Origin of the sequence: Kitasatospora sp. Root107 (genome assembly GCF_001424875.1) — a bacterium.
Lineage (GTDB): Bacteria > Actinomycetota > Actinomycetes > Streptomycetales > Streptomycetaceae > Kitasatospora.
The window spans coordinates 89,292-113,459 of record NZ_LMCT01000018.1 but is presented as its reverse complement, the minus strand read 5'-3'; the positions used below and the strand labels follow the sequence as shown (position 1 = coordinate 113,459).

General features: G+C 70.0%; 23 protein-coding genes and 1 pseudogene. 16 read left to right on the top strand and 8 right to left on the bottom strand.

What is annotated here, in order from left to right; genetic code table 11:
- The first annotated feature begins 94 nt into the window (after window positions 1–94).
- The 3 genes from ASC99_RS18350 (at window position 95) to ASC99_RS18340 (ending at window position 4,350) form a co-directional block, all read left to right on the top strand.
- Window positions 95–2,485 (top strand): excinuclease ABC subunit UvrA, encoded by a 2,391-nt coding sequence (locus ASC99_RS18350; protein WP_057233313.1) that lies wholly within the window; start codon window positions 95–97, stop codon window positions 2,483–2,485.
- 433 nt (window positions 2,486–2,918) lie between these two features.
- Window positions 2,919–3,563 carry a hypothetical protein gene (locus ASC99_RS18345; RefSeq protein WP_057233311.1) on the top strand — a complete coding sequence of 215 codons (645 nt, stop codon included), beginning with the start codon at window positions 2,919–2,921 and terminating at the stop codon, window positions 3,561–3,563.
- A 115-nt stretch (window positions 3,564–3,678) separates the two neighbouring features.
- Window positions 3,679–4,350 (top strand): hypothetical protein, encoded by a 672-nt coding sequence (locus tag ASC99_RS18340; protein WP_057233308.1) that lies wholly within the window; start codon window positions 3,679–3,681, stop codon window positions 4,348–4,350.
- Between the two features lie 66 nt (window positions 4,351–4,416).
- Here ASC99_RS18340 and ASC99_RS18335 read toward each other — a convergent pair whose 3' ends face one another.
- The gene (locus ASC99_RS18335; protein WP_057233306.1) at window positions 4,417–4,809 is read right to left on the bottom strand and encodes a hypothetical protein; all 393 of its coding nucleotides are present in this window, start codon (window positions 4,807–4,809) and stop codon (window positions 4,417–4,419) included.
- Between the two features lie 737 nt (window positions 4,810–5,546).
- On the opposite strand from ASC99_RS18335, the gene ASC99_RS41720 reads away from it, so the two are divergent.
- Complete coding sequence (locus tag ASC99_RS41720; RefSeq protein ID WP_255359254.1) at window positions 5,547–5,672, top strand: hypothetical protein; 126 nt, start codon at window positions 5,547–5,549, stop codon at window positions 5,670–5,672.
- Window positions 5,673–5,892: 220 nt separating this feature from the next.
- Here ASC99_RS41720 and ASC99_RS18330 read toward each other — a convergent pair whose 3' ends face one another.
- Together ASC99_RS18330 and ASC99_RS18325 are read right to left on the bottom strand one after the other, a co-directional pair.
- Entirely contained in the window at window positions 5,893–7,191 is a 1,299-nt protein-coding gene (locus tag ASC99_RS18330; protein ID WP_057233304.1) for a hypothetical protein, read from the bottom strand.
- Between the two features lie 109 nt (window positions 7,192–7,300).
- Window positions 7,301–7,846, bottom strand: a complete 546-nt coding sequence (locus tag ASC99_RS18325; RefSeq protein WP_057233302.1) for a SigE family RNA polymerase sigma factor — start codon at window positions 7,844–7,846, stop codon at window positions 7,301–7,303.
- Window positions 7,847–8,336: 490 nt separating this feature from the next.
- Between ASC99_RS18325 and ASC99_RS18320 the strand changes: the two genes are divergently transcribed.
- Entirely contained in the window at window positions 8,337–8,555 is a 219-nt protein-coding gene (locus ASC99_RS18320; protein ID WP_057233300.1) for a hypothetical protein, read from the top strand.
- Between the two features lie 12 nt (window positions 8,556–8,567).
- On the opposite strand, the gene ASC99_RS18315 is transcribed toward ASC99_RS18320, so the two are convergent.
- Complete coding sequence (locus ASC99_RS18315; protein ID WP_082598426.1) at window positions 8,568–9,452, bottom strand: MBL fold metallo-hydrolase; 885 nt, start codon at window positions 9,450–9,452, stop codon at window positions 8,568–8,570.
- Between the two features lie 131 nt (window positions 9,453–9,583).
- On the opposite strand from ASC99_RS18315, the gene ASC99_RS18310 reads away from it, so the two are divergent.
- Together ASC99_RS18310 and ASC99_RS18305 are read left to right on the top strand one after the other, a co-directional pair.
- Window positions 9,584–10,012, top strand: a complete 429-nt coding sequence (locus ASC99_RS18310; protein WP_057233299.1) for a MarR family winged helix-turn-helix transcriptional regulator — start codon at window positions 9,584–9,586, stop codon at window positions 10,010–10,012.
- 254 nt (window positions 10,013–10,266) lie between these two features.
- Window positions 10,267–10,734, top strand: coding sequence for a hypothetical protein (locus tag ASC99_RS18305; protein WP_235583056.1), 468 nt, complete (start codon window positions 10,267–10,269; stop codon window positions 10,732–10,734).
- A 65-nt stretch (window positions 10,735–10,799) separates the two neighbouring features.
- Here the strand turns inward: ASC99_RS18305 and ASC99_RS18300 are convergent, their stop codons facing one another.
- Entirely contained in the window at window positions 10,800–11,603 is an 804-nt protein-coding gene (locus tag ASC99_RS18300) for an endonuclease I family protein (RefSeq protein ID WP_057233295.1), read from the bottom strand.
- 283 nt (window positions 11,604–11,886) lie between these two features.
- Between ASC99_RS18300 and ASC99_RS18295 the strand changes: the two genes are divergently transcribed.
- The 5 genes from ASC99_RS18295 (at window position 11,887) to ASC99_RS18275 (ending at window position 16,307) form a co-directional block, all read left to right on the top strand.
- Complete coding sequence (locus tag ASC99_RS18295; RefSeq protein WP_057233292.1) at window positions 11,887–12,843, top strand: GNAT family N-acetyltransferase; 957 nt, start codon at window positions 11,887–11,889, stop codon at window positions 12,841–12,843.
- Window positions 12,844–12,886: 43 nt separating this feature from the next.
- A complete protein-coding gene (locus tag ASC99_RS18290) occupies window positions 12,887–13,435 on the top strand; it encodes a GNAT family N-acetyltransferase (RefSeq protein WP_057233290.1) in 549 nt (182 codons plus the stop codon).
- Window positions 13,436–13,925: 490 nt separating this feature from the next.
- On the top strand, window positions 13,926–14,213 hold the full coding sequence (locus tag ASC99_RS18285; RefSeq protein ID WP_057233288.1) for a hypothetical protein: 288 nt from the start codon (window positions 13,926–13,928) through the stop codon (window positions 14,211–14,213).
- Window position 14,214: 1 nt separating this feature from the next.
- A complete protein-coding gene (locus ASC99_RS18280; protein ID WP_057233286.1) occupies window positions 14,215–14,709 on the top strand; it encodes a dual specificity protein phosphatase family protein in 495 nt (164 codons plus the stop codon).
- Between the two features lie 416 nt (window positions 14,710–15,125).
- A complete protein-coding gene (locus tag ASC99_RS18275) occupies window positions 15,126–16,307 on the top strand; it encodes a hypothetical protein (RefSeq protein WP_057233284.1) in 1,182 nt (393 codons plus the stop codon).
- Window positions 16,308–16,354: 47 nt separating this feature from the next.
- Here ASC99_RS18275 and ASC99_RS18270 read toward each other — a convergent pair whose 3' ends face one another.
- Together ASC99_RS18270 and fusA are read right to left on the bottom strand one after the other, a co-directional pair.
- The gene (locus tag ASC99_RS18270; protein ID WP_057233282.1) at window positions 16,355–17,110 is read right to left on the bottom strand and encodes an SOS response-associated peptidase; all 756 of its coding nucleotides are present in this window, start codon (window positions 17,108–17,110) and stop codon (window positions 16,355–16,357) included.
- Between the two features lie 135 nt (window positions 17,111–17,245).
- The gene (gene fusA / locus ASC99_RS18265) at window positions 17,246–19,327 is read right to left on the bottom strand and encodes an elongation factor G (protein ID WP_057233280.1); all 2,082 of its coding nucleotides are present in this window, start codon (window positions 19,325–19,327) and stop codon (window positions 17,246–17,248) included.
- 711 nt (window positions 19,328–20,038) lie between these two features.
- Between fusA and ASC99_RS18260 the strand changes: the two genes are divergently transcribed.
- The 3 genes from ASC99_RS18260 to ASC99_RS18250 all read left to right on the top strand — a co-directional run bounded on the left by ASC99_RS18260 (window position 20,039) and on the right by ASC99_RS18250 (window position 21,830).
- Window positions 20,039–20,770, top strand: a complete 732-nt coding sequence (locus tag ASC99_RS18260; protein WP_057233278.1) for a DUF4839 domain-containing protein — start codon at window positions 20,039–20,041, stop codon at window positions 20,768–20,770.
- Between the two features lie 239 nt (window positions 20,771–21,009).
- Entirely contained in the window at window positions 21,010–21,231 is a 222-nt protein-coding gene (locus tag ASC99_RS18255; RefSeq protein ID WP_157531600.1) for a hypothetical protein, read from the top strand.
- Window positions 21,232–21,362: 131 nt separating this feature from the next.
- Complete coding sequence (locus tag ASC99_RS18250) at window positions 21,363–21,830, top strand: NADAR family protein (RefSeq protein WP_057233275.1); 468 nt, start codon at window positions 21,363–21,365, stop codon at window positions 21,828–21,830.
- Between the two features lie 44 nt (window positions 21,831–21,874).
- Here the strand turns inward: ASC99_RS18250 and ASC99_RS18245 are convergent, their stop codons facing one another.
- Window positions 21,875–22,492: a GntR family transcriptional regulator gene (locus ASC99_RS18245; protein ID WP_082598425.1), complete on the bottom strand. Its 618-nt coding sequence runs from the start codon at window positions 22,490–22,492 to the stop codon at window positions 21,875–21,877.
- Between the two features lie 76 nt (window positions 22,493–22,568).
- On the opposite strand from ASC99_RS18245, the pseudogene ASC99_RS18240 reads away from it, so the two are divergent.
- Window positions 22,569–24,134 (top strand): annotated as a pseudogene (locus ASC99_RS18240) (beta-galactosidase); the annotation flags it as partial.
- Window positions 24,135–24,168 lie beyond the last annotated feature (34 nt).

The following is a 24,168-nucleotide window of genomic DNA, read 5'->3' as shown; positions in this document are numbered from 1 at the left end:
CGGGCCGAACTGGCTTGGATAGCTTGGTTCCCACGCCGAGCGCGACATCGACGGAGACTGCGCATGCGGTCCCGCCTGAACAGATGGAGACACGATGAGCAGGGCCAAGAGGACGGACACGCAGTCGTCTGCGCTGCACGTTGCCGACAGCCACGATCTGATCCGCGTGCACGGCGCGCGCGTGAACAATCTCAAGGACGTCAGCATCGAGATCCCGAAGCGCCGGCTCACGGTGTTCACCGGCGTCTCGGGCTCGGGCAAGAGCTCACTGGTGTTCGGGACGATCGCCGCGGAGTCGCAGCGGCTGATCAACGAGACCTACAGCGCCTTCGTGCAGGGCTTCATGCCGACCCTGGCCCGCCCCGAGGTCGACGTACTCGAGGGACTGACCACCGCGATCATCGTCGACCAGGAGCGGCTGGGCGCGGACCCGCGCTCCACGGTCGGCACCGCCACCGATGCCAACGCGATGCTGCGCATCCTGTTCAGCCGGCTCGGCCAGCCGCACATCGGCTCGCCCCAGGCGTTCTCCTTCAACGTCGCCTCGGTCAGCGGGGCGGGCGCGATCACCATGGAGCGCGCCGGACAGACCGTCAAGGAGCGGCGCAGCTTCACCGTCACCGGCGGCATGTGCCCGCGCTGCGAGGGCCGGGGCACGGTCTCCGACGTCGACCTCACCCAGCTGTACGACGACTCCAAGTCGCTGGCCGAGGGCGCGCTGACCATCCCCGGTTACAAGGCGGGCGGCTGGAACTACCGGCTCTACAGCGAGTCGGGCTTCTTCCCCGCGGACAAGCCGATCCGCAAGTACACCAAGAAGGAACTGCAGGACTTCCTGCACCGCGAACCGACCAAGATGAAGATCGCGGGCATCAACATGACCTACGAAGGGCTGATCCCTCGGATCCAGAAGTCCTTCCTGGCCAAGGACCGGGAGGGGATGCAGCCGCACATCCGGGAGTTCGTCGACCGGGCGGTCACCTTCACCACCTGCCCCGACTGCGACGGCACCCGGCTCAGTGCGGGGGCCCGGTCCTCGAAGATCAAGCGGATCAGCATCGCCGACGCCTGCGCGATGCAGATCAGCGACCTGGCCAAGTGGGTCAGCGGCCTCGATGATCCGTCGGTGGCGCCGCTGCTCAGCGCGCTGCAGCAGACCCTCGACTCGTTCGTGGAGATCGGCCTCGGCTACCTCTCACTCGACCGGCCCTCGGGCACGCTGTCGGGCGGCGAGGCGCAGCGCGTCAAGATGATCCGCCACCTCGGCTCCTCGCTCACCGACACCACCTACGTCTTCGACGAGCCCACCATCGGACTGCACCCGCACGACATCCAGCGGATGAACGACCTGCTGCTGCGGCTGCGGGACAAGGGCAACACGGTGCTGGTCGTGGAGCACAAGCCGGAGGCGATCGCGATCGCCGACCACGTCGTCGACCTCGGCCCCGGCGCCGGCACGGCGGGCGGCACCGTCTGCTTCGAGGGCACGGTCGAGGAGCTGCGGGCGGCCGGGACGCTGACCGGCCGTCACCTCGACGACCGGGCGAGCGTCAAGAAGACGGTGCGCAAGCACACCGGCGCACTGGAGATCCGGGGTGCGAGCGCGAACAACCTGCACGACGTCGACGTCGACATCCCGCTCGGGGTGCTGACCGTCATCACCGGCGTGGCAGGCTCCGGCAAGAGCTCGCTCGTGCACGGCTCGATCCCCCAGGGTGCGGGGGTGGTGTCGATCGACCAGGGCGCGATCCGCGGCTCGCGCCGGAGCAACCCGGCGACCTACACCGGACTGCTCGAGCCGATCCGCAAGGCCTTCGCGAAGGTCAACGGGGTGAAGCCGGCGCTGTTCAGCGCCAACTCCGAGGGGGCCTGCCCGAACTGCAACGGTGCCGGTGTCGTCTACACGGACCTGGGGATGATGGCCGGTGTCGCCTCCACCTGCGAGGAGTGCGAGGGGAAGCGGTTCAACGCCTCGGTGCTGGAACACCACCTCGGGGGCCGCGACATCAGCGAGGTGCTCGCGATGTCGGTGACCGAGGCCGAGGAGTTCTTCGGCAGCGGCGAAGCGCGCACTCCGGCCGCGCACGCCATCCTCCACCGGCTGGTCGACGTCGGACTCGGCTACCTCACCCTCGGCCAGCCGCTCCCCACCCTCTCCGGCGGCGAGCGACAGCGGGTCAAGCTGGCCACCCACATGGCGGAGAAGGGCGTGATCTACGTCCTCGACGAGCCGACCACCGGCCTGCACCTCGCGGATGTCGAGCACCTGCTCGGCCTGCTCGACCGGCTGGTCGACTCCGGCAGGTCCGTCATCGTCATCGAGCACCACCAAGCCGTCATGGCCCACGCCGACTGGATCATCGACCTCGGCCCCGGCGCCGGCCACGACGGCGGCCGGATCGTCTTCGAGGGCACCCCCGCCGACCTGGTCGCGGCCCGCTCCACTCTCACCGGCGAGCACCTGGCGGCGTACGTCGGCGCCTGACCTCGCCCGACCGCTGCCGACCATCGCGGTGACCTGGTAGGTCGCTGGGCATCCAGCTCGTAGTCATGAGCGAGAAGCATGTTGAGGCCGTGTCGTGGCGCCCTTTCGAGCCGGGGCCTCTCCTCGCTGTGGGCACAGGTCCCGAGGCGGGAATGGCGCTGACAGGCTCGGGGCTTCCGATCAACTGCACCGGCATGTTCGTGCGTGATGCCGCGCTGGAGCTGCGTGCCCGCGATCTGTGGACGGGCCGCCTGCCTCGGAGCGTTCGAAGAGGTCGAGCAAGGCGTACCGGGCCCGGTGTGACAGCGATGTGTCTCACCTCCTGAGCCCCAGCCGGATCGAGGCCACAGTCACGGTGCCGTGGTCGAACACCACCCCGCCCGGGACACCCCGCCGAGCCCGGTCCGGCAACGCCGCTGGGACAATGCCCGGTATGCAACCGCTCCCCGCCACCGGCCGTGACGACCACCAGGACCCGTTCGCCGGGATCGGTGATCCCGTGCTGGCAGTCCCCGACGAGCGGCGCCGCCTGCTCGCAGTGGCGGTAGAGAACGACGACGACGACGAAACCGGGGCCCTCGCGCTCCTCGACATCGCCGGCCACCCCCGCCGCCGCTGGCTCCTTCACTCCACCTACGAGATCCACGCCATGGCTTTCCACCCCACCCTGCCGTTGCTCGCCGTGGGGACCGGCGCCTACGACGGCGGGTACTTCTTCGAGGGGGAACTGCTGCTCGTCGACCTGGACAGCGGGCTCCCCCGGTCGCTGATCGAGCATTGGATGGGCCGTCAGGTCCTGGGCCTGGAGTGGCTGAACGGTCAGGACCTGCGCGTCCTGATGGCCCCCGCCGACGATTGGAAGAACGAGCGGGCCCACCGGGAGGGTCACACCGCGGTGGTAAGCCGCAGCGACTGGACCACCGCCCCCGCGAAGTCCCTCACCGACCGCGATCTCGCCGGGCCCCGGACGGCGATGCCCCGCCCCGACGGCCGCGACGCCGCCCGGCGGACGATCGCCGCACTGACGGCACCACGAAGGCGACGGCACGACACGCAAGCGAACCGCGGCACCATCTGAGCCCGCGCCAGATCACCACCAACCAGGCGGCGGTGCGGACGCTCGACAGCAGCGGCTGCCGTACAGCGGTCGGGCCCGGCGTCGGGGTGTCACTGGCGTCCGGTTTGATCTGCACGTGACTGTCTATGACCTCGCCCGCCGGCTCCCCACCATCGCCACCCTTCGGGACCACTGCCGTTCGTTGGCGATGCTCGACGCGATCCTGAGCCCGGAGTGGGAGAGCCGCTACTACTCCATGAACTCCGGCTGGGCCGACGGCCAGGAGATGGCCTCGATGCGCGACGGGTCGGGAGACGAGTACTCCATCGTGTTCTCGACGGCCGGCGCCTACGTGCGCGGCTTCGGCCATGAAGCGCCGATGAGCCCGTACGTCAACGACGGCGAGCCCTGGCCGGGAGTGATCGACGAAGTCCCCGAGAGCTTCAAGCCCTTCGTCGAGGAACCGGCGTTCACCGACGAGGACGACGTCCCCGTCGTGACCGCCTGCCTGTGGCGCGGGGCGGCGGACGATCGGTGGCACCACGGGACGATCGACTTCCCCGAGGGCGCCGCTGACCCGGACGGGGCGACAAGCCTGTTCGCCCTCCTGGTCGACCGCTCACCGGAGGCGTACCGGCGCTTCGCGGAGGACTACTACGAGGTCCCCGTCGACCTATGGGCGGTGAAGCTGGTCTGTGCCCTGAGGCCGCTCACCCAGGAAGTCGTGTCGCAGCTCAACCCTGCGATCAGCCTGGCCGGCCTGGCACAGGACATCTCCGAGATCGGCTATCCGCAGCAGCTGGGGTAGCGCCTGCGCTCGGATTCACGTGGTTCAGCTCGCGACGTCTGTGGTGAACGGTGCTGGGCGGCCTCTTCAGGTGGAGCTGCCGGCGGGCTTCCGGCGAGGATCCTCGTTCTTGACGCCGCTGCACGCGAGGAGCTCGGTCCCGGTGGCGTCGAAGTACAGGGTGTAGAACCAGGACCGGTCTGCCGCGATGACGTTGCCGGTTCGCAGCGGTTTGTCGCGGTGTTGGCGGAGGATCGCAACGGTCTCGTCGAGGCCGAGGGTTGTCAGACCGATTCGAAACGAGTGTCTCAGCCTGCTTGCGGTGATGCCGGCGACCATCCAGTAGGGCGCCGCCCTGGGAAGGATCACTACCTCGGCACCGGCGGCGATGGCCTCACGTGCTGCTTTGCAGGCACTGGTCTGGTCTTTGAGCATCGCGCTGACGTCTGGTTGACGTGGGTGCTCGTCCTCGGTGGCCATGCGGTGACTCTAGAGACCGAGCGCGGGCGTTGCCACAGGATCCGGCACTGCCCCAGCGGCGCGCGGGGCTGACGGCGCGGTCGGGCCGACCGGGCAATGACATGCTCGCGCCCGGAGAACGCCTGGTCACAGCTACGCGGCGCTGGCCATGGCCAACTACCTGACCATCAAGGTCAGTTCGTCGGATTCAGCCAGTCTCAGTGTGCCGGTCCCGCTCCCCCGGCCGGGAAGTCCCGCCCCTGAACAGCCGCCCACCCTCGGGCAGCCGCCCCTCGCCGACACTGCCGAGCCGTCCGGCTTCGTGGCCCGGGCGTTATCAACGGGGCCTGAGCCACCTCGCCGAGGGCCTGGCCCAGGCCGCGATCGAGAAGGACCTGACAGTCGCCTGGTGCACCCTGGAAACCCCTCAGCACCGAGATCGCCAAGTCCAAGGTCGACGGCTCCACCGCCCGCACCGTCGCCCGGATCTGCCGCGCCGACCTGATCGTCGTCGACGACATCGGCCTCGTGCCCGTCGGAGCAGACGCCGCCGAGGCGTTCCACCGCGGTAACCAGCGACATCCACCCCTCACGGTCATGCCCAAAACACTCGCCGGTGCCAGCACCGACCGCCTCATGCACCACGCCCACCTGGTCACCGCCACCGGCGACTCACACCGCCTCGCCGAGGCACTCACAGGAAAGGTCGTGGTCCCTTGCACTGACCCCCGGCGACCGCTTCTTCCTGGCCCGAGTTCATGCGCCGGATCGTCGCCGAGCGTCTCGGTTTTGAACCGGACGAGATGTCTGGCGATCACTGCCCGATGCTCAGCTACCCGAAGGAACTGACCGACCATCTTGAGGCGTACCGCGCCGGGCTCTGAGCAGCCGAATACACGTCAGCCCAATTCCTCAGCAGGATCCGCGACTTGGGAATGCGGGCAAGTACTGAGAGCACCGGCCCGTGAACAGGTGCAACTGGAGGCCGGTGCCCGGTTCGGGGCGAGCGAGAAGACTGCGGCGGGCCTGGCGTGAGGGCGGCGAGGAAGCACTGCGCTCATCGGGTCCAGCGAGTGTCCCGAAGCTTCGCCGGGCGGACAGGGCTCAGCTCGGCAGCTTCCACTCGGGGCTGAGCGCGATGGCCCGCAGCTGCTCGGTGGTCAGCACCGGGGTCTGGCGGGTCGCGGCCTGCTGCAGCCCGCCGCTGTTGTACGCCGCCACCACGACGCGCAGACCGTCCGCCCGCAGCACCTCGACGATCCAGCGGCCGGGGTTCTTGCCCTCCTGGCTTTCGACCACCCGGCTGCCGTCCGCCAGGGCCTGTCCGTTGGCGTACTGACCGGAGATGACACTGCCGGAGGGCTGCGCCAGGTCGCGGCGCCAGTCCTGGACGTTGATCTCCACCAGGCTCGCGCCCTTGGCGTCCTTGACGGTGAAGTTGGCGTATCCGTCCATGTCCGTGTTGGCGTCGGCCGGTGTCAGCCCGGCCGGGAGGAGCTTGGCTGCGGTGGCGACGATCTGCTCTGCTGGGAACTCGGCCCGTGGGACGGCCTGACCTCCGACCACGGGAAGCTCCGCCACGATGCTGTCCCACGCGCGCGCGGTCGCCACGGCGGACAGCTGACCGGTCGTCAGCGGGGGCGTCGGCCGGGTGGTCGGAGCCCCCTTGTCCTCGGCCGCGTTCCACTCGCTGATCTCGATCAGCCGGCCGTCCTTGCCGGAGAGTGTTGCCGACCACCGCTTGGTGTCCGCCTGGCCGTTGGGGTACTCCAGGCCCTGGAAGAGCGTCAGCACCGATCCGTCGGCGAGCGTGCTGGTGTGGCAGGCGTCGTACGGCAGGATCTTCCGGTCCGGGCATTTCAGTTCAGGTGCTGTGGCTGCCGTCTGCCGAGCCAGGTGCTTCACCGACACCGACAGCCTGCCGACGCCCTTGCCGTCGTCGAAGCGCAACCGGACCATCGCGCCCGTTGCCGGGATGCCCCTGCCCTCCAGGCCCTCGACACCGCTGATCGAACCGGCCGGCAGCACCGTCTTCAGCGCCGCCAGCACCCGCTCGGTCGGCACCGGCACCGGACCGGCCGTCCCGGTGCTCCCGCTCGCAGCCGTCGACGCAGCCGCCCCGGACGGCCCGTCCGGGCTCGGGACATCTGACGAAACGACAGAGACGGCTGGATCGAACGAGGCGGCCGGACCGCTCCGCCCCATCACCAGGAACGTGCCCCCGCCGACCAGGGCCAGCGCCGTCGCGCTGCCCGCCATCACCGCCGCGCTACGGCGGCGCCAGGCACGGCGGCCGCGCTCGAGACCGACCGCGTCCAGCTGCGCCGTCTCCGTGCGGAACGCCTCGCCGGTGCGCGACATGGCGTACGTCAGATCCTCTTCGAACTGCTGGTCACTGGACACGCTGAAACCTCGTCACTGTCGTCATGGTCTACGTCGGGACCGGATGGGGCGCGGCCGGACCGGCCGAGCCCGAAGTATCGGGGCCCGGACAGCCGGAGGCGGGGTGGGGTCAGCGGGACGCCAGCTCGGCGAGCGAATCGCCGAGCAGCGGGCGCAGCCTGGCCAGCGCCCTGGTGGTCCTGGTCCGCACCGCGCCCGGAGTCGACCGCATCATCTCGGCGGTCTCCTCGATGCTGCGGTCCTCCCAGTGCCGCAGCACCAGCACCGCTCGGTCCTGCGGGCTGAGCTGCGAGAGGGCCTGAAGCAGGGTCAGCCGCAGCGCGCTGTCACGGCCCGGATCACCGGTCTCCGGCAGCTCCCCGATCGGCAGCTCGCCGCTGGAACGTCGTTTTCGGTGAGCGAGGAAGGTGCGCACCAGCACCTGCTGCGCGTACGCGCCCGGATTCTCGATCCGCGAACGACCCATCAGCCAGGAATTCTGCCGCCGCCAGATCACGTACATCCGAGCCAGCGTGTCCTGGACCATGTCCTCCGCCAGGTGCGTGTCACCGCCGGTCAGCAGGCACGCCGTGCGATACAGCTGCGCGGTCCGCCCAGCCGTCAGCTCCAGGAACCCGGCGTCCCTGGCCTCTGCAGCGGTATGGCTGCCAGCCATGTTCACTCCCCCTCACGGTACGTACAGATATCAAGAGGGGTCGGGGGCTCCCGAATGTTACACACGACTTCTCGGGGAGCTTCAGCCCCGCTGTGACGAACGGGGAGGGGAGGGGAGCAGAGACGGACCATCAGGAACCCCTGAGCCAGCGGTGCCCCACCTAGTGTCCGAACGGCCACCCGGACTGCCGGTGGTTGTCGGCCTCCGCCGAATACGGACCCCCAGGCCGCTTGCGGAACATCCGGACAACGGTAGCCAGACGCGAGAGCGCCTTCCTGGCCAAGCCCTTCATATGCTTCCCCCTACCGCGACGTCACCGGTGAACCTCCATCCTTCCCTGCCCGGCCCAGGGCTACGCGGTACTCAACCGGGCGAATCCGGGCGGAGGTTGAGCCGCCGCGAACTGTCCCGACCTGCCCGCGAGCCCGCGCAGAGCCCGCCGCCCGGGAATCACCCGTGCCTCCGGCCGCGCTCAGGCGTTGAACCGGGTATGAAGAAGCGCAGCCTGCTCGCCGCCGCATCCCTCGCCGCCGGCGTTGCCCTCTCCCTGACCGCGCCGCACGCCCACGCCACGGGTGACACCACCGGCCTGGTCGGCGCCTCAGGTTCCGAAGCCGTCACGGGTACCGAGGCCGCCACGGACGTACTGCCCGTCAGCGACGCCGAGACCGTCTCCGGCACCGGCACGTCCGGGCTCATCACCGGCTGAAGCGTCGCCGGGTCAGGCGTCCAGCGGCCGCCAGGCCGGGCCGTCTCCGCCCTGCCGGACGTGTCCGAACACCACGTCGGCGAAGTGGACGCCGAAGCCGATCGTGCCGGGCTCCGCCAGCTCGGCGACCAGGTGACGGCGGTGGTCGGCGGTCCGGGTGCTGTCGTGGTCGAAGCCGGCCGACCACTCGGGGTGGTCGATCTGGATCGGCGAGTGCACGGCGTCGCCGAAGGCGATCAGTCGGCGTCCGCCGCCGGTGATGACGTACTCGGCGTGGCCGACGGTGTGGCCGGGAGTGATCCGCACGACGACGCCGGGGAAGATCTCCTGTCCGTCCGTGACGGTGCGCACCCGCGGTGCGAGGGTTGCGACCTGCGCGCTCATGCCCTGATCCACCAGCAGGTCGCGCCGCTCCCACTCCGGCGCGGAGATCAGGTAGTCGGCGTGGGCGAACAGCAGCTGGTCGGCGCCGGGAGCGGGGTGGCAGGCCCAGCCGAGATGGTCGGCGTGCAGGTGGGTGAAGGCCACCGCTTCGATGTCCTCGGGGCGACGGCCGAGTTCGGCCAGGTTCTGCGGGAGCGCGCCTCCGTGGATTCGGGCGATGATGCCGTCCGGGGCCTCGTGCGTCTGCGGGCCGAAACCCGCGTCGATCAGCAGCGCGCGGTCGCCGTGCTCCACCAGCAGACTGCCGACGCTCCCCACGACGTGGCCCGTGGCGTCCAGGTACTCCGGGTGTGCGGCCCATACCTCGTCGGTGGTGTCCTGGAGCAGCTCCAGCGGCCGGAGCCGCACATCACCGTCCGGCACGTACGACACCTTCGTGTCGCCCAGCTGTATCGAGCGGATTCCCGCCGGCCGACGCAGTCGTGCGTCCTGAACCACCATCAAGTCGGCCATGAGTTCTCTCCTGTGAGTCGTCATCAGGTCGTCGAGGCGTCTGCCGCGGCGACGACGCCAACCATAAGCATCAAGTTCGAATCATTCAAGCTGCAATTATTTGACCTAGACGGATTTGCTAGAGTGAGGACATGACGACGTCCCCGGAGCGGCAAGCCATCGCCGAGCGACAGCTGTGCGGTCTGGTGAACGGGCTGGCCCAGCGCATCGCCGAGCACGTCCGGGAGCGCGCGGCCACCCTCGGTCTGACTGCGTCCCAGGCAACCGCGCTACGGGAGATGAGCGGGCCGATGACCATGCGGGAGCTCTCCGAACGCATGAGCTGCGAACCCTCCAACACCACCTTCGTCGTCGACAAGCTGGAGAAGCTGAGCCTGATCGAGCGCCACCCGCATCCCACCGACCGCCGCGCCAAGCACCTCGTCCTCACGGCCGAGGGCACCGCACTGCGCGCACGTCTTCTCGGCCTCCTCGCCGTGGACTCCCCGCTGTCCGGCCTCACCCCCGAGGAGCAGCGCGTCCTGCACGGCCTGCTGGAGCAGGCCATCACCGCTCGCTGAGTCGACGAGTCGCCGCCGGCCGGGCGTTGATACCCTCACCCCTCCAGCAGAGTTCGCCGCACGGGGGATCAATGAGCCAACCGCATTCCCAATCACCGGAGTTCAACCCGTACAGCCAGGCACCCGTGCCTCAGCCGCAGTCCGGCTTCGGTCCCCCGCCTGCCTACCCCGGACTGCCACCGATGCCGCCGCCCGGCCAGCCGTACCCGGCATACCCCGCGCACCCCATGCAGTCCACGTACCCCACGCATCCCATGGGGCAACAGCCGAGGCGCGGCAACCCGGTCGGCGCGCTGTTCCTCGGGCTACTGGCTTCGTTCGTCGTCTCCGCGATCTACACCGGCATCATCCTGGCCACCTACCGGGAGCAGTCCGAATTCGCCAGGCATGCGCTCTACCTGTCGCACGCTCTGGCCAACGGAGCTGTCGTCGGTGTCCTGGCCGGCCTGGTGAGCCGCGGCAGCAACGTCGCCCGGATCGGCGCGGCCGTGCTGGCCCCGCTCGGCGCGTTCTTCGGCTACGCCAACGCCGTGCCGCTGATCATCACCGAACACGGCGGGTTTCACTCCGCCGAGTTCCTGCTGAAGTCCGACCCCTTCTTCCCGGCCGAGGCCTGGTGGGGCAGCCGCAACGGAACCGAGTGGATCGCCCTGCTCGGCCTCGCCCTGGCCGCGCTGACAGCCTGGGGTCTCGCCTACCTCGCCGGCCGCAACCGTCGTTGACGTTTCGCCGGACGCACTGAACTCCCCGCCCATGGCGGGGAGTTCAGCTCACCTCAGGTCAGGTCCTACCAGATCGCCTCGACCCACTCCGGGTGGTCGATGAACGGGTTGCGGTTCTTCTGGTACGTGTCGAAGATGACCTGGTTGCGCTTCTCCTCGAAGGCGCTCGGCGGGTCCTGCTCGTTCCACTGCTTCAGGATCGAGAGGCGGCCCATGTACGGGACGCTGCCGTTGGTGGTCGACTCGTTGGGCTCCAGGTCCGCCCAGGCGTCGTCGCCCTCGTAGCGGACGGCCATGTAGAGGATCATGCGGGCCACATCGCCCTTGTCCGCGTCGCGCGGCTCGAAGGAGTTGGAGTCCGTGTAGCTGCCGGGTGCGCCGCTGACCGCGCTGCCGCCGTTGTCGAAGTCCTTGTTGCCGCGGATGCTGTTGACCTGGACGTCCGCGGGGCGCAGGTGGTGCAGGTCGGTGCCGGGGCCGGCCGAGGTGCCGAAGCTGCCGTGGGACTGGGCCCACACGTGCTCACGGTTCCAGTCGCCCACGTCGCCGCCGTTGAGGGACTTGCTGCGCGAGGTGCCGCTGTACAGCAGGATCACGTTGTTGCTGTTGCTCGGGTCCTGGTCGGTGACCTTGAGCGCGTTCCAGACCGCATCGTAGGAGATCTTGGTCTGGCTGCTGATGATGGTGTGCAGCGAGGCCTTCAGGCTGGTGCCGGTCTTGCCGATCGCGTTCTTGTAGTACGTGCTGTCGTACGCGGTGGTCGTGGCGCTCGCCGGAGTCGCGGCGACCGTCGGAAGGGTGAGGCCGACGAGGACGGCGGATATGGTTGCCGCCAGGACCTTCCATCTGCCTGTCTGCGCAACGGACATGGGGGGTGCCCTTTCCCGGGGACGGCACGCGCTCGACCTGGCACATACTCAGGGATGCCGTGATCTACGCGTGTTGACTTTTTTGCCATCGGGAGCATGACATGAACCGGGGGTCGGTCGTGTAACCGGGAGAAAGCCGTTCTGTGACGTTCTCGCATACGGCCCGATGCCGAACACTCGCATGACCACGGGGCGGTAGCCGCCACGTCCCGCGGTCTGCGACTGGGGCGTGGGCGCGAAATTCGCTCGCGGAGTCCGGCCCACCGGTGCGAAGGTGGCCGGCATGACCACGACTTCTGCGCCGCCCGCCGGCCTGACCGTACGTCCGGCGACCCTCGGCGACGCCGAGGCCGTCTGCGGACTCCTCAACGAGATCGACCTGATCGAGATCGGCCGCGCCGAGACCGAGTTGCACGAGGTCGAGGCGGACCTCAAGCATCCCGAGGTCGAACTCGAACGCGACTCCTGGCTGTTGTACGACGGCTCCCGGCTGGTCGGCTACGGCCTGCTGTGGGACGACTCCGGCGCCGAGCGGATCGACATGGACCAGTACGTCCTGCCGGACCGTCAGGCAGGTGCGCTGCACCTGTTCGACCTGATGGAGGCCAGGGCAGCCGAGCGGGCCGCCGGCAACGGCGTCCAGCAGGCCGTAATCCACATGCACCTCAACATCGAACCCACCGTCGACACCGAAGCGCTCCAGGCGAGGGGCTGGCGGCCGGTCCGACGGTACAACGTGCTGGCCCGTCAGGTGAGTTCGGCCGACGACCGGGTGCCCGAGCCGCCCGCTGGGGTGACGCTGCGCAGCTGCGGCACGGAGGACGACCGCCGGGTCGCCCACCGGCTGGTCCAGGAGTCCTTCGCCGGACACTTCGACTTCCAGCCCCGCAGCTACGACCAGTGGCTGCACGACATCGACGGCGAGAGCACCGACTGGTCGCTGATCTGGATCGCCACCCTCGCGGACGTCGGCGACGTGGCCGTGCTGCGCAGCCACAACAACCGCACCACGATGGGCTGGGCGGCCAACATCGGCGTGCTCTCCACCGCCCGGGGCCGGGGGCTCGGCAGCTACCTGCTGCGCCACTTCTTCGGCACCTTCGCCGCACTCGGCCGTGACCGCGTCGGCCTGGGCGTCGACACCGACAACAGCACCGGCGCGCTGGCACTCTACGAGCGCCACGGCATGGCGCTGGACTTCGCCGTCGACACCTGGGAACTGGTCCGGCCCGTCCGTTAGTTCTCACCTTCCTGCCCAACGGACGTGCGATAGGTTGCCCGCCATGACCGAGCTCGGACCCGTCGCCTGGCCGCCTGCCCCGATCAGGACCGAGCGGCTCGTACTCCGCGAGTCCGAGGCCCGGGACCGTACGGCGTTCGTCGAGCTGTTCGCCTCGCCGGAGGTGGGCACCTACCTCGGTGGCCCTCGGCCGCGTGCCGAGCTCGAGCGCGCGGTGCCTGAGGTGCCCGGCCGGCGCCCTGGCTCCTTCGTGGTCGAGCGCGACGGAGCGATGATCGGCGTGATCACGCTCGACCGACGCGCCGCCGAGCGTCCCGGTCACGTCCGTCCGGATGGCGGGGAGGCCGAGCTCGGCTACATGTTCCTGCCGCAGGCGTGGGGACACGGGTACGCCGCCGAGGCGTGCGCCGCAGCACTCGACTGGTCCGCCGACGCGCTTCCCGGCGAGCCGGTCGTGCTCTGCACCCAGACCGCCAACGTCCGCTCGATGCGCCTCGCGGCGAAGCTGGGCTTCACCGAGTTGGAGCGGTTCGAGGAGTACGGCGCCGAGCAGTGGTTCGGCGTGTGGCTCCCGGTCACGCCGTCCGGTTGAGCTCCTGCTCGACAACCCGGATCCACCGGGTCACCGATCGCCCGTCGGCCTCGGCGCGCCTCCAGAGCTCGGCGGAATCGTGGTGACCAGGTCGTCCGGGGCGACACCCTGCTGATGCTGGGGACCAGCCTCACTGGCATTGCCGTCGGCCATGGACGAGCGGTCTTTGCAGACAGGCAGTGGGGCGCGATTCGACTGAGCCCCGTCGGCGCCCAGCGCGTCCGGCGTGGCCGCGCACCCACCGCCTCTGGTCCTGCTCTCCCCCAAACGGTTCGTCAATTGCCGCGCCGGCCGGGGATTCGACGGTGGTTGCGGGTTCTCTGCGCAATGCGGCGGCGATGGGGCGTTGGCTCGCGCGACACGGCCACGACACCCTCGACCGTCCGGTTGCCGTGATCGCCGGGCCGCGGCCTCCGGCGAACCGTGGCAGTACTACGATCTCGGACACGGCCTGTGCTCCTACACGTTCTTCGAACCATGCCAGCACCGCATGGCATACGCCCGCTGCGATTTCTACACGCCCAAGGCTTCGACGGAGTCTCAACTCCTCGAAGCCAAAGCCAACTTGCAGCGCATGCTCGTGAGCATTCCACTCACCGAATATGAACGCGCCGCCGTCGACGACGGCCAGAGCGCCCTCGACCGTCTTCTCGAGCGCCTCGCCGAGGTGGCCACCTCTGCCGGCCCGACTCCGACCGAGCTCCGCGCCGAACCCGACCGACCCCTGCCCCTGACCGTCCGATCACCATCAGACCCCATCGACCGAAAGGGCTGCTGACATGCGCCCCACCCTCTTCACCGTCGACATCCCTGGCCCGGGACGGCTCAGCACCATGGCCAAACCCCGTGGCAATGACTGGCTCGAGGACGAGATGACCGCGCTGAGCCTCTGCGGCGTCGACACCCTGGTCTGCGCGCTCACCCGACCTGAGCTTGACGAACTCGGCCTCGCCGACGAGCCCCGGGCAGCCGTGGCCGCAGGGCTTAGGTTCGTCGCTATACCCATCCCCGACCGCACTACCCCCGACCTCGCTGCCATCCTGCCCACCCTGCGGGGACTCGCTGAACAACTGAACGAGGGCGCACACATCGTCACCCACTGCCGTGCCGGCATCGGACGCTCATCCCTCCTGGCCGCCGCGCTTCTCATCCTCAACGGCGTCGATCCCAACACTGCCTGGGTCCAACTGGAACGAGCTCGCGGGCTTGCCGTCCCGGACACCGCAGAGCAGCGAGACTGGACCCTGGAACTACTCAAACCCACACAGTGTTGACAAATCAGATGTCACAGAATGATGCGCGGTTGGCGTGTCCTTCGACGACGCCGGAGTTCCGGGGAAGGCTGAGTCCTGCAATGACGGCGGCTCGGCCGCGGTCGAGCCACTCCGGGAGCCGTCCGCCCTGGCGTTCCGTCAGCATGACCGCGAAGGCGCGGACGTGCCGGGTGAGGGCGTCAAGCGCGGGGCAGTGGGCCAGGACGCTCTTGATCGGCGTCCGAGTCGAACGCGACTCTGGTCAACGGCGGTCCGCATGACCTCATGCCTACGGTCCGTCAGGCCGCCCACCCGGTCCGACATTCGCGCCCCGAGCGCCCGGAGCGAGTGGCTGCCCAGGATCGCCGCTCTTGTCGCCGGACCACCGACGGTGGCAGGATCTGCGGCATGAAGAGAATCGAGTCCGACACCCTCCGGTGACCGCCCCCCGCACGTGGCCCACCTCGACGGTCCCGTTGTACGAACACGCGCTGCGCCTGCACCGGTTGGATCCGGACGGCCCGCTTCCAGGGTTCGAGTCTCTGCCGGACCGAGAGCGCCACCTCAGGGCGGAACGTCAGCGCAGGTGCTACCGCGACTCCAAGGAAGCGCGTCTGCGCGGCGCCCGCACCGCGGCCGTCATCGGCCGACGCCTGGACCGCCCGCTGAGCCCGGCCTCGCTTCGACTGCTCGCGAGCGCCCTGGCCCAGGTGTCCGTGCCGTCCTCGCCCGACCCGGCCATCCAGGATCTGACGAAACGCCACCCACCCGAGCTGCTGCGCACGGTGGGCCGCTGGCTGACACGCCATGGCACCGAACGGGACGTGGTCTTCGCCGGTCTGGCCCTGCTCGCCGAGACGGCCACCGAGCGCGACATCCCGATGATCCAGACCATCGGCCTGCTCGGCTCCCCGTTCGCCGTCCTCCCCGCCCACGCGCTGGAACGCCTACCGGCACCGACACCGGCCCTGACCTGGCTCGCGGACCGCACCACCGGCACCGGCCGCATCCACTGCATCCACGCCCTGAACCGCCTCGCCGACCCCGGAGCCCGGTACCCCTGGTACCGGAACGGCCATGACCCTTACGCGTCGCCCGACCGTCCCGCCGACCCGCAGGCCGTCCACTGGCTGCGGCGCCGGGCAGTGGACCTCGGCGACTTCAACGGATACTTCGCGGCCCAGACCGTGATCGCCGCCGCCGTCGACCAGGCGATCGCCGACCCGCACGCCGACAGCGAAGTCGTCGACCAGACCGGAAGACTGCTGCGCACCATGACCGACTGCTTCGGCATGGGCGCAACGCTCGCCTCCCTCGACAACGCCCACGAGCTGCTCGCCCACTACGCGGACCACGTCAGCCGCCTCCGACCCACGGTGGACCGCTACGAATCCGTCCTCCAGCTGGCCGCCTACCTCGCCGACCCGCACGGCGAGGCTGCGGGACTCGGCTGGGCCCCGGGCCGCCAAGCCGCGCTCCAGGGGCAGCTAACCACACTCCTGCGCAGGCCTGGCTGGCCGACCTTTCTGGAGGAACTCATGGCCTGGCCGACCGGCAACATCGGACGGTGGGCGACCCTGCTGGCCCGACGCGTCGGTCTGCTGCCGACCGAACCCTGACCATGGCGGCTACGCCGGACGGTCCGACGTCACGCCTGGCTGTCGGCCTAGCTGTCGGCCTTACCGATCGGGTCCGGCACCGGATCCAGCAGCTCGGGGCCGTTGCTACGAACGGAGTTGACGGCGGTGGACACCGACCGGACGGCCAGTTCGTCCCCGCCGGGAGTGTGCAGCAGGTGCCGGGCCTCGGTCGGGTCGGTCAGTTCCGGGTCCAGCCAGGCGTCGATGTCGGCGCGGTTGATGGTCAGCGGCATCCGGTCGTGTACGCGGCCCGCTGCGTCGGTCGCGTCGGTCGTGATGATGGTGGCAGTCGCCAGCCAGGCGGCCGGGTCGTCGCCGTCCGGCACCGAGTGGTCACGCCAGAACTCGTACAGCCCGGCCATCAGCATGGGCTCACCCGAGGCCGGATACAGGTAGTACGGCTGCTTGAACGCCTTGTGGCCCTGGAGGGCCGGCACCGGCACCCACTCGAAGTAGCCGTCGGCCGGAAGGACGCAGCGGCGGGTGCTGAACGCCTTGCGGAACGCGGGCTTCGCGTGGACGGTCTCGGCACGGGCGTTGATCATCCGGGCGGCGCCCTTCGGGTCCTTCGACCAGGAGGGCACAAGCCCCCAGCGCAGCACCCGGAGCTGCCGCGTCAGCTCGCCGGTGTCGCGGTCGACGCGCTCCAGCACCGCCGGGACCGGGTCGGTCGGGGCCACGTTCCAGCTCGGCGCCAGCTCCTCGAGGGGTGTCCCCCGGTTCACCTCGAACAGCTCGACCAGGTCCTGTGTCGTCGTGGTGGAGACGAATCTTCCGCACATGGGAATCACCTTGCCACTTCCCGCTGCGCAAGGCGCCTCCCTCGGGAGACCGACGATCGTGTCCTCAGCCACGCCCGACCCGGCCACCCCGATCCGAGGTGATCGGGTCGGGGTGGCCGGGTCGGGCCGGACGCGCTACCGAGCCGGTGCCGGAGCGTAGCCCGTGGCCCTGGTGGTGAAGGTGCCCCGGCCCTGCGTCCGGCTACGCAACTGGGTTGCGTAGCCGAATAGTTCGGCTAGCGGCACCGTCGCGGTGAGCACGGCCGTGCCGGTCCGGCCGGTCGAGCCGGAGACCCGGCCGCGCCGGGCGGCGAGGTCACCGAGCACTCCGCCCACGGCAGCGTCGGGCACGGTGACCGTGACCTCGACCACCGGTTCCAGCAGCGCCATCGTCCCGGCCCGCAGCGCCTCGCGGAGCGCGAGCCGCCCGGCCGTCCGGAAGGCGAGCTCCGACGAGTCCTTGGAGTGGGTGGCCCCGTCGGTCAGGGTGACCCGCAGGCCGGTCACCGGGTGGCCGGCGAGCGGGCCCTCGGTGAGCGCGTCCCGGCAGCCGGCCTCGACCGCCCGGACGAACTCGGCCGGCACCCGGCCGCCGGTGACGGTCGAGCGGAACTCGAAGCCCACCGGCTGGTCGGCACCGTCCTCCGCCGGCTCCAGCGGAGCCGTGTCGATCACCACATGGGCGAACTGCCCGGCCCCGCCGTCCTGTTTGACGTGCCGGTAGACCAGGCCGGTCACCCCTCGGACCACGGTCTCGCGGTAGGCCACCTGCGGCCGACCGACCTGGACCTCCAACCCGTGGGCGCGCCGGATCCGCTCCACCGCCACCTCCAGGTGCAGTTCGCCCATCCCGGACAGCACCGTCTGCCCGGTCTCGGGGTCGGTGCGGACCAGCAACGACGGGTCCTCCTCGGTCAGTCGGGCCAGCGCCGTGGCGAGCCGGTCGGTGTCGCCACCGGTCCTGGCCTCCACCGCCACCGAGACCACGGGCTCGGCGGTGCTCGGCGGTTCGAGGACCAGCGGCGCCGTCGGTGCGCACAGCGTGCTGCCCGCCCGGGCCCCCTTGAGCCCGATGACGGCCACGATGTCCCCGGCCACCGCCAGCTCCACGTCCGCGTGCCGGTCGGCCTGCACCCGCAGGATGCGACCGATCCGCTCGGTCCGCCCCGTGCCCGCGTCCAGTACCGATGCTCCCTTCCCGATCGTTCCCGAGTAGATCCGCAGGTAGGACAGCCGCCCGGTGGCGGCCGAACTCACCTTGAACACCAGCCCGGCGAACGGAGCTTCCGGCTCGGCCGGCCGTTCCTGCGCCGTGCCGCCGAGCAGGCCGCGCACCGGCGGCACGTCCACGGGCGACGGCAGATAAGCCGTCACCGCCTGGAGCAGCGGCTCGATCCCCCGGTTCCGGTACGCCGATCCGCACAGCACCACGAGCGCCTCGCCGGTCAGGGTGAGGTCCCGCAGCGCGGCGGCCAGCGTCGGTCCGGAGACCGCCGAGGTCGCGCAGAACTCCTCCAGCGCGGCCGGGTGCAGTTCGGCCACCACCTCCTCCAGCAGGCGACGCCGGTGCTGCGCCTCCGCCCGCAGCTGCTCGGGTACGTCGGTCTCCCGGTAGCCGTCCCCGCCGTCATCACCGGCGTCCCAGAGCAGCGCCCGCATCGTCAACAGGTCGACCACACCGGTGAAATGCTCCTCCCGGCCGACCGGCAGCTGCACCGCCAGCGGGACGGGGTGCAGCCGCTGCCGGATCGACTCGACGGCGGCGTCCAGATCCGCCCCGGCCCGGTCCAGCTTGTTGACGAAGGCGATCCTGGGTACGCCGTGCCGGTCGGCCTGCCGCCAGACCGACTCGCTCTGCGGCTCGACGCCGGCCACCGCGTCGAACACCGCGATCGCGCCGTCGAGCACCCGGAGCGAGCGCTCCACCTCGTCGGCGAAGTCGACATGGCCCGGGGTGTCGATCAGGTTGATCCGGTGGCCGTCCCACACGCAGCTGACGGCGGCCGCGAAGATGGTGATGCCCCGGTCCCGTTCCTGGGAGTCGAAGTCGGTGACGGTGGTCCCGTCGTGGACCTCCCCGCGCCTGTGCACGGCGCCGGTGAGGTAGAGGATCCGCTCGGTCACGGTGGTCTTGCCGGCGTCCACATGGGCGAGGATGCCCAGGTTGCGGACGGTGGCGAGCGGGTCGGTGTGCTGCAGGTGCGGCTTGGTACGCACGGCCGTTGGCCTTTCGGGGTGATCCGGAGAAGGGCGGCGCGATCTGCGGACGGAACGGTCCGACACCGGGTCGTGCGAAGCCTCTGCGGCGGCGTACCGGGCAGGGCGGGGCAGGAGCGGGTCAGACTGTCGTCGCGGTCATCCGGTGCCGGGCGCGCAGCGGGCACCGGGCGGACCGAGACACCAGGATCACCTCGTACCGGGACGGGGGGACGACGACAGCGGTGCGGTAGCGCATGGCCGGTCTCCCTCACTCGTCACGGTGGACGCCGTCCGGTCGGACGGCGCTCGGTGTGCCCCGAGTCTAGGGAACCCGCCCCGGCCGCCGCACCGGGTTTTCCCGGACAGCCGAACGCCCCGGGCACCGGCACAGGGCCAACACCCGGGGCGAACTGACTGCGGGTCAGCCCGCCGCGGGCGGCTGTGCCCGCCGGGGCTGGCGGCCAGAGCCAACGTCGCCTGGACGACCGCTACCCGAACGACTCCTGTCTGGTCGCCGATGGACGGGCAACCGGGACAGGGGAAATGCAGGACATGGATGAGGCGTTCACGCTCCTTCGGCGGGCCGTCGACCTGCTGCCCGGGTGCTCCTTGGTCCGAATCGCGAGCTCGGGACCGAGGGCTACGTCGGTGATGCCGAGCTCCTCGCGGAGTCCCCTATGCTCGCGGGGCAGTTGGTAGGAGCAGTTCACCTAGGGGGCGCGGAGCCGTATGGCCGACGAGATCAAGTACGAGCACAAGACCGTGCAGACAGTTCGCGGCACCGACGGCTTGGTGATCTCGAAGATGCAGAAGGACGGCTGGGAGCTCGTGGAACAGACCCAGGGCCTTCTGCGCTCCACCCTCGACTTCCGTCGGCCGAAGAAGCCCCTGCCGCGGCTCTTGATCGGCACCGTGGTCGGCGGCCTCGTGATCCTGGCCATCGTCATCGGCGTAGCCGCGGCACTCGAGGACGGCGGCGAGCAGAAGGACAGGTCGAACAAGCCGACGGCGGCCACGGCGAGCGCCCAGCCCTCCACCACGTCGACTCCGACCGCGGCCGGGTCGGCTGCCGCTGAGGTGATCACGCCTCAGAGCAGCCCGGAATTCGCGGCGCTGCTGAAGACGCCGGACTACTGCGACAACGCGAACCAGGACTTCGCGACCAAGTACAAGGGCAAGACGGTCGCGTTCGACGGCTCGATCGTGCACATGGCGCCCCACGGTGACGCCGACACCCGCTACGACTTCCTCCTGGGCCCGGGCGACCAGGGAACGAAGACGGGGATCGGCCCGGCCTTCAAGTACGAGGACGTCAACATCCTCGACCTGAAGCTGACCGGCCGGAACACCCCCGCCACCGTCCGCGCGGGCGATACCTTCCGCTTCGTCGCCAAGGTGGGCGAATTCAACGCGAAGCAGTGCCTCTTCTTCCTCCACCCGGTCTCGACGGAAATCCGGTAGCCAAGAGGTGAAGGTCTCCACCCGGCCTGCCCAGGCGCCATCGCCTCCGACGGGGCGGGCGGTTCGACGGCAGTCGGCTCCGTCGTCGGGACGGCCGGAGGCTCTTCGGCAACCGGCTCCGGACCACGGCCTTCAAAAAACTGAGCAAGCGTCAGCTCATGTCCCTGGATCGGGATTAAAGACCTGCGATCAAGACAGAGCAGGGCGTATGGTCATGAACCCCCTGAAGGTGGAAGGAGGTGCACCAGACCATGGGACTGTTCAAGGACGCACCACCCCGGGAGCATCCGGACTACACGCAGCTACGCTTCATGGCGGCCGGTTCGCCGTCGTGGTGGAAGAGCAACCGCCACAAGGTACTCGCCGTCGCCGGCCTCCTGGCCGGTTTCTGGCTCGCCGACCACCACGACCCCACTCCCGCCGCCACGCCCCCACCCCCACCAGCCGCCACAACCCGCTGACCCCGGCGCACACCACGCCCCGCACGCCCCGGCAGGCCCCGTCTGCCGGGGCTGCCCGAGGCCGAATCCGGTTGCGAGCGCAACCCAGCGACTGAGACCGTGCGGGTCCCCACACCTGCCACGAGGCTCGGATGACGATCTACTTCTACGGTGCCGACGAAGTACCCTACGGCTGCTTCTCCAACTTCTCCGCGCACAGCCTGGACCTCGACGGGCATGTGTGGCCGACCTCGGAGCATTACTTCCAGGCCCAGAAGTTCATCGGCACCCGCCACGCTGATCTCGTCCGTCGGGCTCGCACGCCGTTGCGTGCCGCCGAGTTGGGCCGTGACCCGTCCAAGCCGTTGCGGCGGGACTGGGAGCGCGTCAAGGACGACGTGATGCGTCGTGCCGTGGCGGCCAAGTTCCGAGCACATGCGGACATCCGCGACATCCTGCTGTCCACCGCCGACGAAGAGATCGTCGAGGACACCACCGCCGACCACTACTGGGGCCGCGGCCGGACCGGTACCGGCAAGAACATGCTCGGCCGGATCCTGATGCGCACCCGAAACCAACTCCGGGCAGAGGCCCAAGGAAGTGACGACCACTCCGGGTAGTGCCCTGCGAGGGGATCGCTCGTGCCGTTGTGGCCGGACCTGTCCTACTCCTGCGGGATGTGCGCCAGCATCCGCTCCATGCCGCCCACCCAGTTGGCCTTGAGCGCCTCGATCGCGCCCGGCAGGTCGTCCTCCAGCAGGCGGCGGGCTATCTCGCAGTGCTCCTCGGACTCCCGGGCCACCGGTTCGCGTCGCATGCCGGCCTTGACGCCGGTGAGCAGGTCCAGCAGGCGCTCGTTCGGGCAGCCGCTGAGCAGCAGGCCGTGCCATTCGTCGTCGCGGCGGTCGACCACGGCGTGCTCGGCCACCGGGTCGGGGAAACCCTGGGCCAGCCTCAGCAGCTCCGGGGCGATCTTCCGCAGGTGCGCGGCGTCGGAGGACTCCAGGGCCAGCGACTCCAACGCCGCGACGACGGCGACCAGTTCGCGGAACTCCTTGCGGCTGACCGGCGCGAAGCGGAAGCCACGGCCCTGGTTGCTCTCCAGCACCCCCTCGCCCGTGAGGGTGATCAGGGCCTCCCGCAGCGGGGTCCGGCTGACGCCCAACTCGGCTGCCAGGACAGCCTCGTTGACGTCCGTACCGGCGGCGAACTCGCCGCGGGTGAGCCGCTCCATCAGTTCGTCGCGTATCTGCTCGCGCAGTGGCCGGCGCTCGATCACCATCTGGCCCCCCAATCTCCCGTCCCAGCATAGCTCTTGACCGAATGCAGAGTACTGCACTAAGTATTCTGAATACAAAATGCCGATGGGGCGAAGGGGAGACGAATCCATGGGCTTGACCCGGGTGCCGGGGCTGCTGTTCGGCGGCGACTACAACCCCGAACAGTGGCCCGAGCAGGTGTGGCAGGAGGACGTCCGGCTGATGGCCGAGGCGGGGGTGAACGTCGCGACCGTCGCCGTCTTCTCCTGGTCCCGGCTCGAACCCGAGCCGGGCGTCTACGAGTTCGGCTGGCTCGACCGGATCCTCGACCTGCTCCACGCGCACGGGATCGCCGTGGACCTCGCGACCGCGACGGCCACCCCGCCACCCTGGCTGGTCCGGCAGCATCCCGGGATCCAGCCCGTCGACGCGAGCGGGACCAGGCTGGAGTTCGGCTCCCGCCAGGGCTACTGCCCCTCCTCCCCCGTGTTCCGGGAAGGGACCGTCCGACTGGCCCGCGCCGTGGCCGAGCGGTACGGGAACCACCCGGCGCTGGTCATGTGGCACATCGGCAACGAGTACGGCGACCACACGGTCGAGTGCTTCTGCGAGGAGTCGGCCCGGCACTTCCGCCGCTGGCTCGAGGATCGCCACGGCAGCCTGGACGGCCTCAACGCCGCCTGGGGTACGTCCTGTTGGGGCCAGCACTACACCGACTGGACGCAGATCAGCCCGCCCCGGAAGGCGCCGGGCCCGGTCAACCCCACCCAGGTGCTGGACTGGCGCCGGTTCTGCAGCGACGCGCTGCTCGCCTGCTTCGAGGCCGAGCGCGAGGTGCTCAAGGAGGTCACCCCGGACGTCCCGGTGACCACCAACTTCATGAGCATCCTGCACCACCTGGACTACTGGAAGTGGGCCGCCGCCGAGGACTTCGTCAGCGACGACGCCTACCCCGACCCCGCCGACCCGACCTCACACGTCAAAGCCGCACTCAGCTACGACCTGATGCGGTCACTGAAGCAACAACCGTGGCTGCTGCTGGAGTCAGCGCCCGGCGCGGTGAGTTGGCGCGAGGTGAACGTCCCGAAGGAGCCGGGCGTCATGCGGCTGCACAGCCTGCAGGCACTGGCCCACGGCTCGGACGGGGTGATGTTCTTCCAGTGGCGCCAGGCGAGATACGGCCCGGAGAAGTTCCACTCGGCGATGCTCCCGCACGGCGGGACGGCCACCCGCCAGTGGCGGGAGACGCTCGCCCTCGGTGCGGACCTGCGACGGCTGGCCGAGGTCGCGGGCACCACCACCCGGGCGGACGTCGCGCTGGTACTGGACTGGGACAGCTGGTGGGGGCTCGAGGCACCCGAGTCGCTGCCCTCCGACCGGCTCAGGCTGCACCGGCTCCTGCTCTCCTGGTACGCCCCGCTGCACGCCCGGGGCATCGCCGTCGACCTGGCGCCGCCGGACCGCGACCTCTCCTCCTACCGGGTCGTCATCGCCCCGAACCTCTACCTCTGCACCGCCGAGCAGGCCGCCAACCTCGCCGCCTTCCCCGGTCAGCTCGTGGTCGGCCCGTTCAGCGGGGTGGTGGACGCCGCCGACCACGTCCACGACGGTGGGGCACCGGGGCCGCTGCGCAGCCAACTCGGCGTGCAGGTCGAGGAGTTCTGGNGGTACTGGACCAGAGTCGTGCCGGCGGCCAACT

Bases quoted from the DNA above. Each gene is read 5' to 3' on its own strand.
- ASC99_RS18290 (WP_057233290.1), top strand. From the start codon at position 12,887: ATGACCGAGCTCGGACCCGTCGCCTGGCCGCCTGCCCCGATCAGGACC.
- ASC99_RS18325 (WP_057233302.1), bottom strand. From the start codon at position 7,846: ATGGCTGGCAGCCATACCGCTGCAGAGGCCAGGGACGCCGGGTTCCTG.
- ASC99_RS18280 (WP_057233286.1), top strand. From the start codon at position 14,215: ATGCGCCCCACCCTCTTCACCGTCGACATCCCTGGCCCGGGACGGCTC.
- ASC99_RS18305 (WP_235583056.1), top strand. From the start codon at position 10,267: ATGGGGCAACAGCCGAGGCGCGGCAACCCGGTCGGCGCGCTGTTCCTC.
- ASC99_RS18335 (WP_057233306.1), bottom strand. From the start codon at position 4,809: ATGGCCACCGAGGACGAGCACCCACGTCAACCAGACGTCAGCGCGATG.
- ASC99_RS18295 (WP_057233292.1), top strand. From the start codon at position 11,887: ATGACCACGACTTCTGCGCCGCCCGCCGGCCTGACCGTACGTCCGGCG.
- ASC99_RS18250 (WP_057233275.1), top strand. From the start codon at position 21,363: ATGACGATCTACTTCTACGGTGCCGACGAAGTACCCTACGGCTGCTTC.
- ASC99_RS18270 (WP_057233282.1), bottom strand. From the start codon at position 17,110: ATGTGCGGAAGATTCGTCTCCACCACGACGACACAGGACCTGGTCGAG.
- ASC99_RS18260 (WP_057233278.1), top strand. From the start codon at position 20,039: ATGGCCGACGAGATCAAGTACGAGCACAAGACCGTGCAGACAGTTCGC.
- ASC99_RS18345 (WP_057233311.1), top strand. From the start codon at position 2,919: ATGCAACCGCTCCCCGCCACCGGCCGTGACGACCACCAGGACCCGTTC.
- ASC99_RS18310 (WP_057233299.1), top strand. From the start codon at position 9,584: ATGACGACGTCCCCGGAGCGGCAAGCCATCGCCGAGCGACAGCTGTGC.
- ASC99_RS18320 (WP_057233300.1), top strand. From the start codon at position 8,337: ATGAAGAAGCGCAGCCTGCTCGCCGCCGCATCCCTCGCCGCCGGCGTT.
- ASC99_RS18300 (WP_057233295.1), bottom strand. From the start codon at position 11,603: ATGTCCGTTGCGCAGACAGGCAGATGGAAGGTCCTGGCGGCAACCATA.
- ASC99_RS18315 (WP_082598426.1), bottom strand. From the start codon at position 9,452: ATGGCCGACTTGATGGTGGTTCAGGACGCACGACTGCGTCGGCCGGCG.
- ASC99_RS41720 (WP_255359254.1), top strand. From the start codon at position 5,547: ATGCGCCGGATCGTCGCCGAGCGTCTCGGTTTTGAACCGGACGAGATG.
- ASC99_RS18285 (WP_057233288.1), top strand. From the start codon at position 13,926: ATGGCATACGCCCGCTGCGATTTCTACACGCCCAAGGCTTCGACGGAG.
- ASC99_RS18350 (WP_057233313.1), top strand. From the start codon at position 95: ATGAGCAGGGCCAAGAGGACGGACACGCAGTCGTCTGCGCTGCACGTT.
- ASC99_RS18245 (WP_082598425.1), bottom strand. From the start codon at position 22,492: ATGGTGATCGAGCGCCGGCCACTGCGCGAGCAGATACGCGACGAACTG.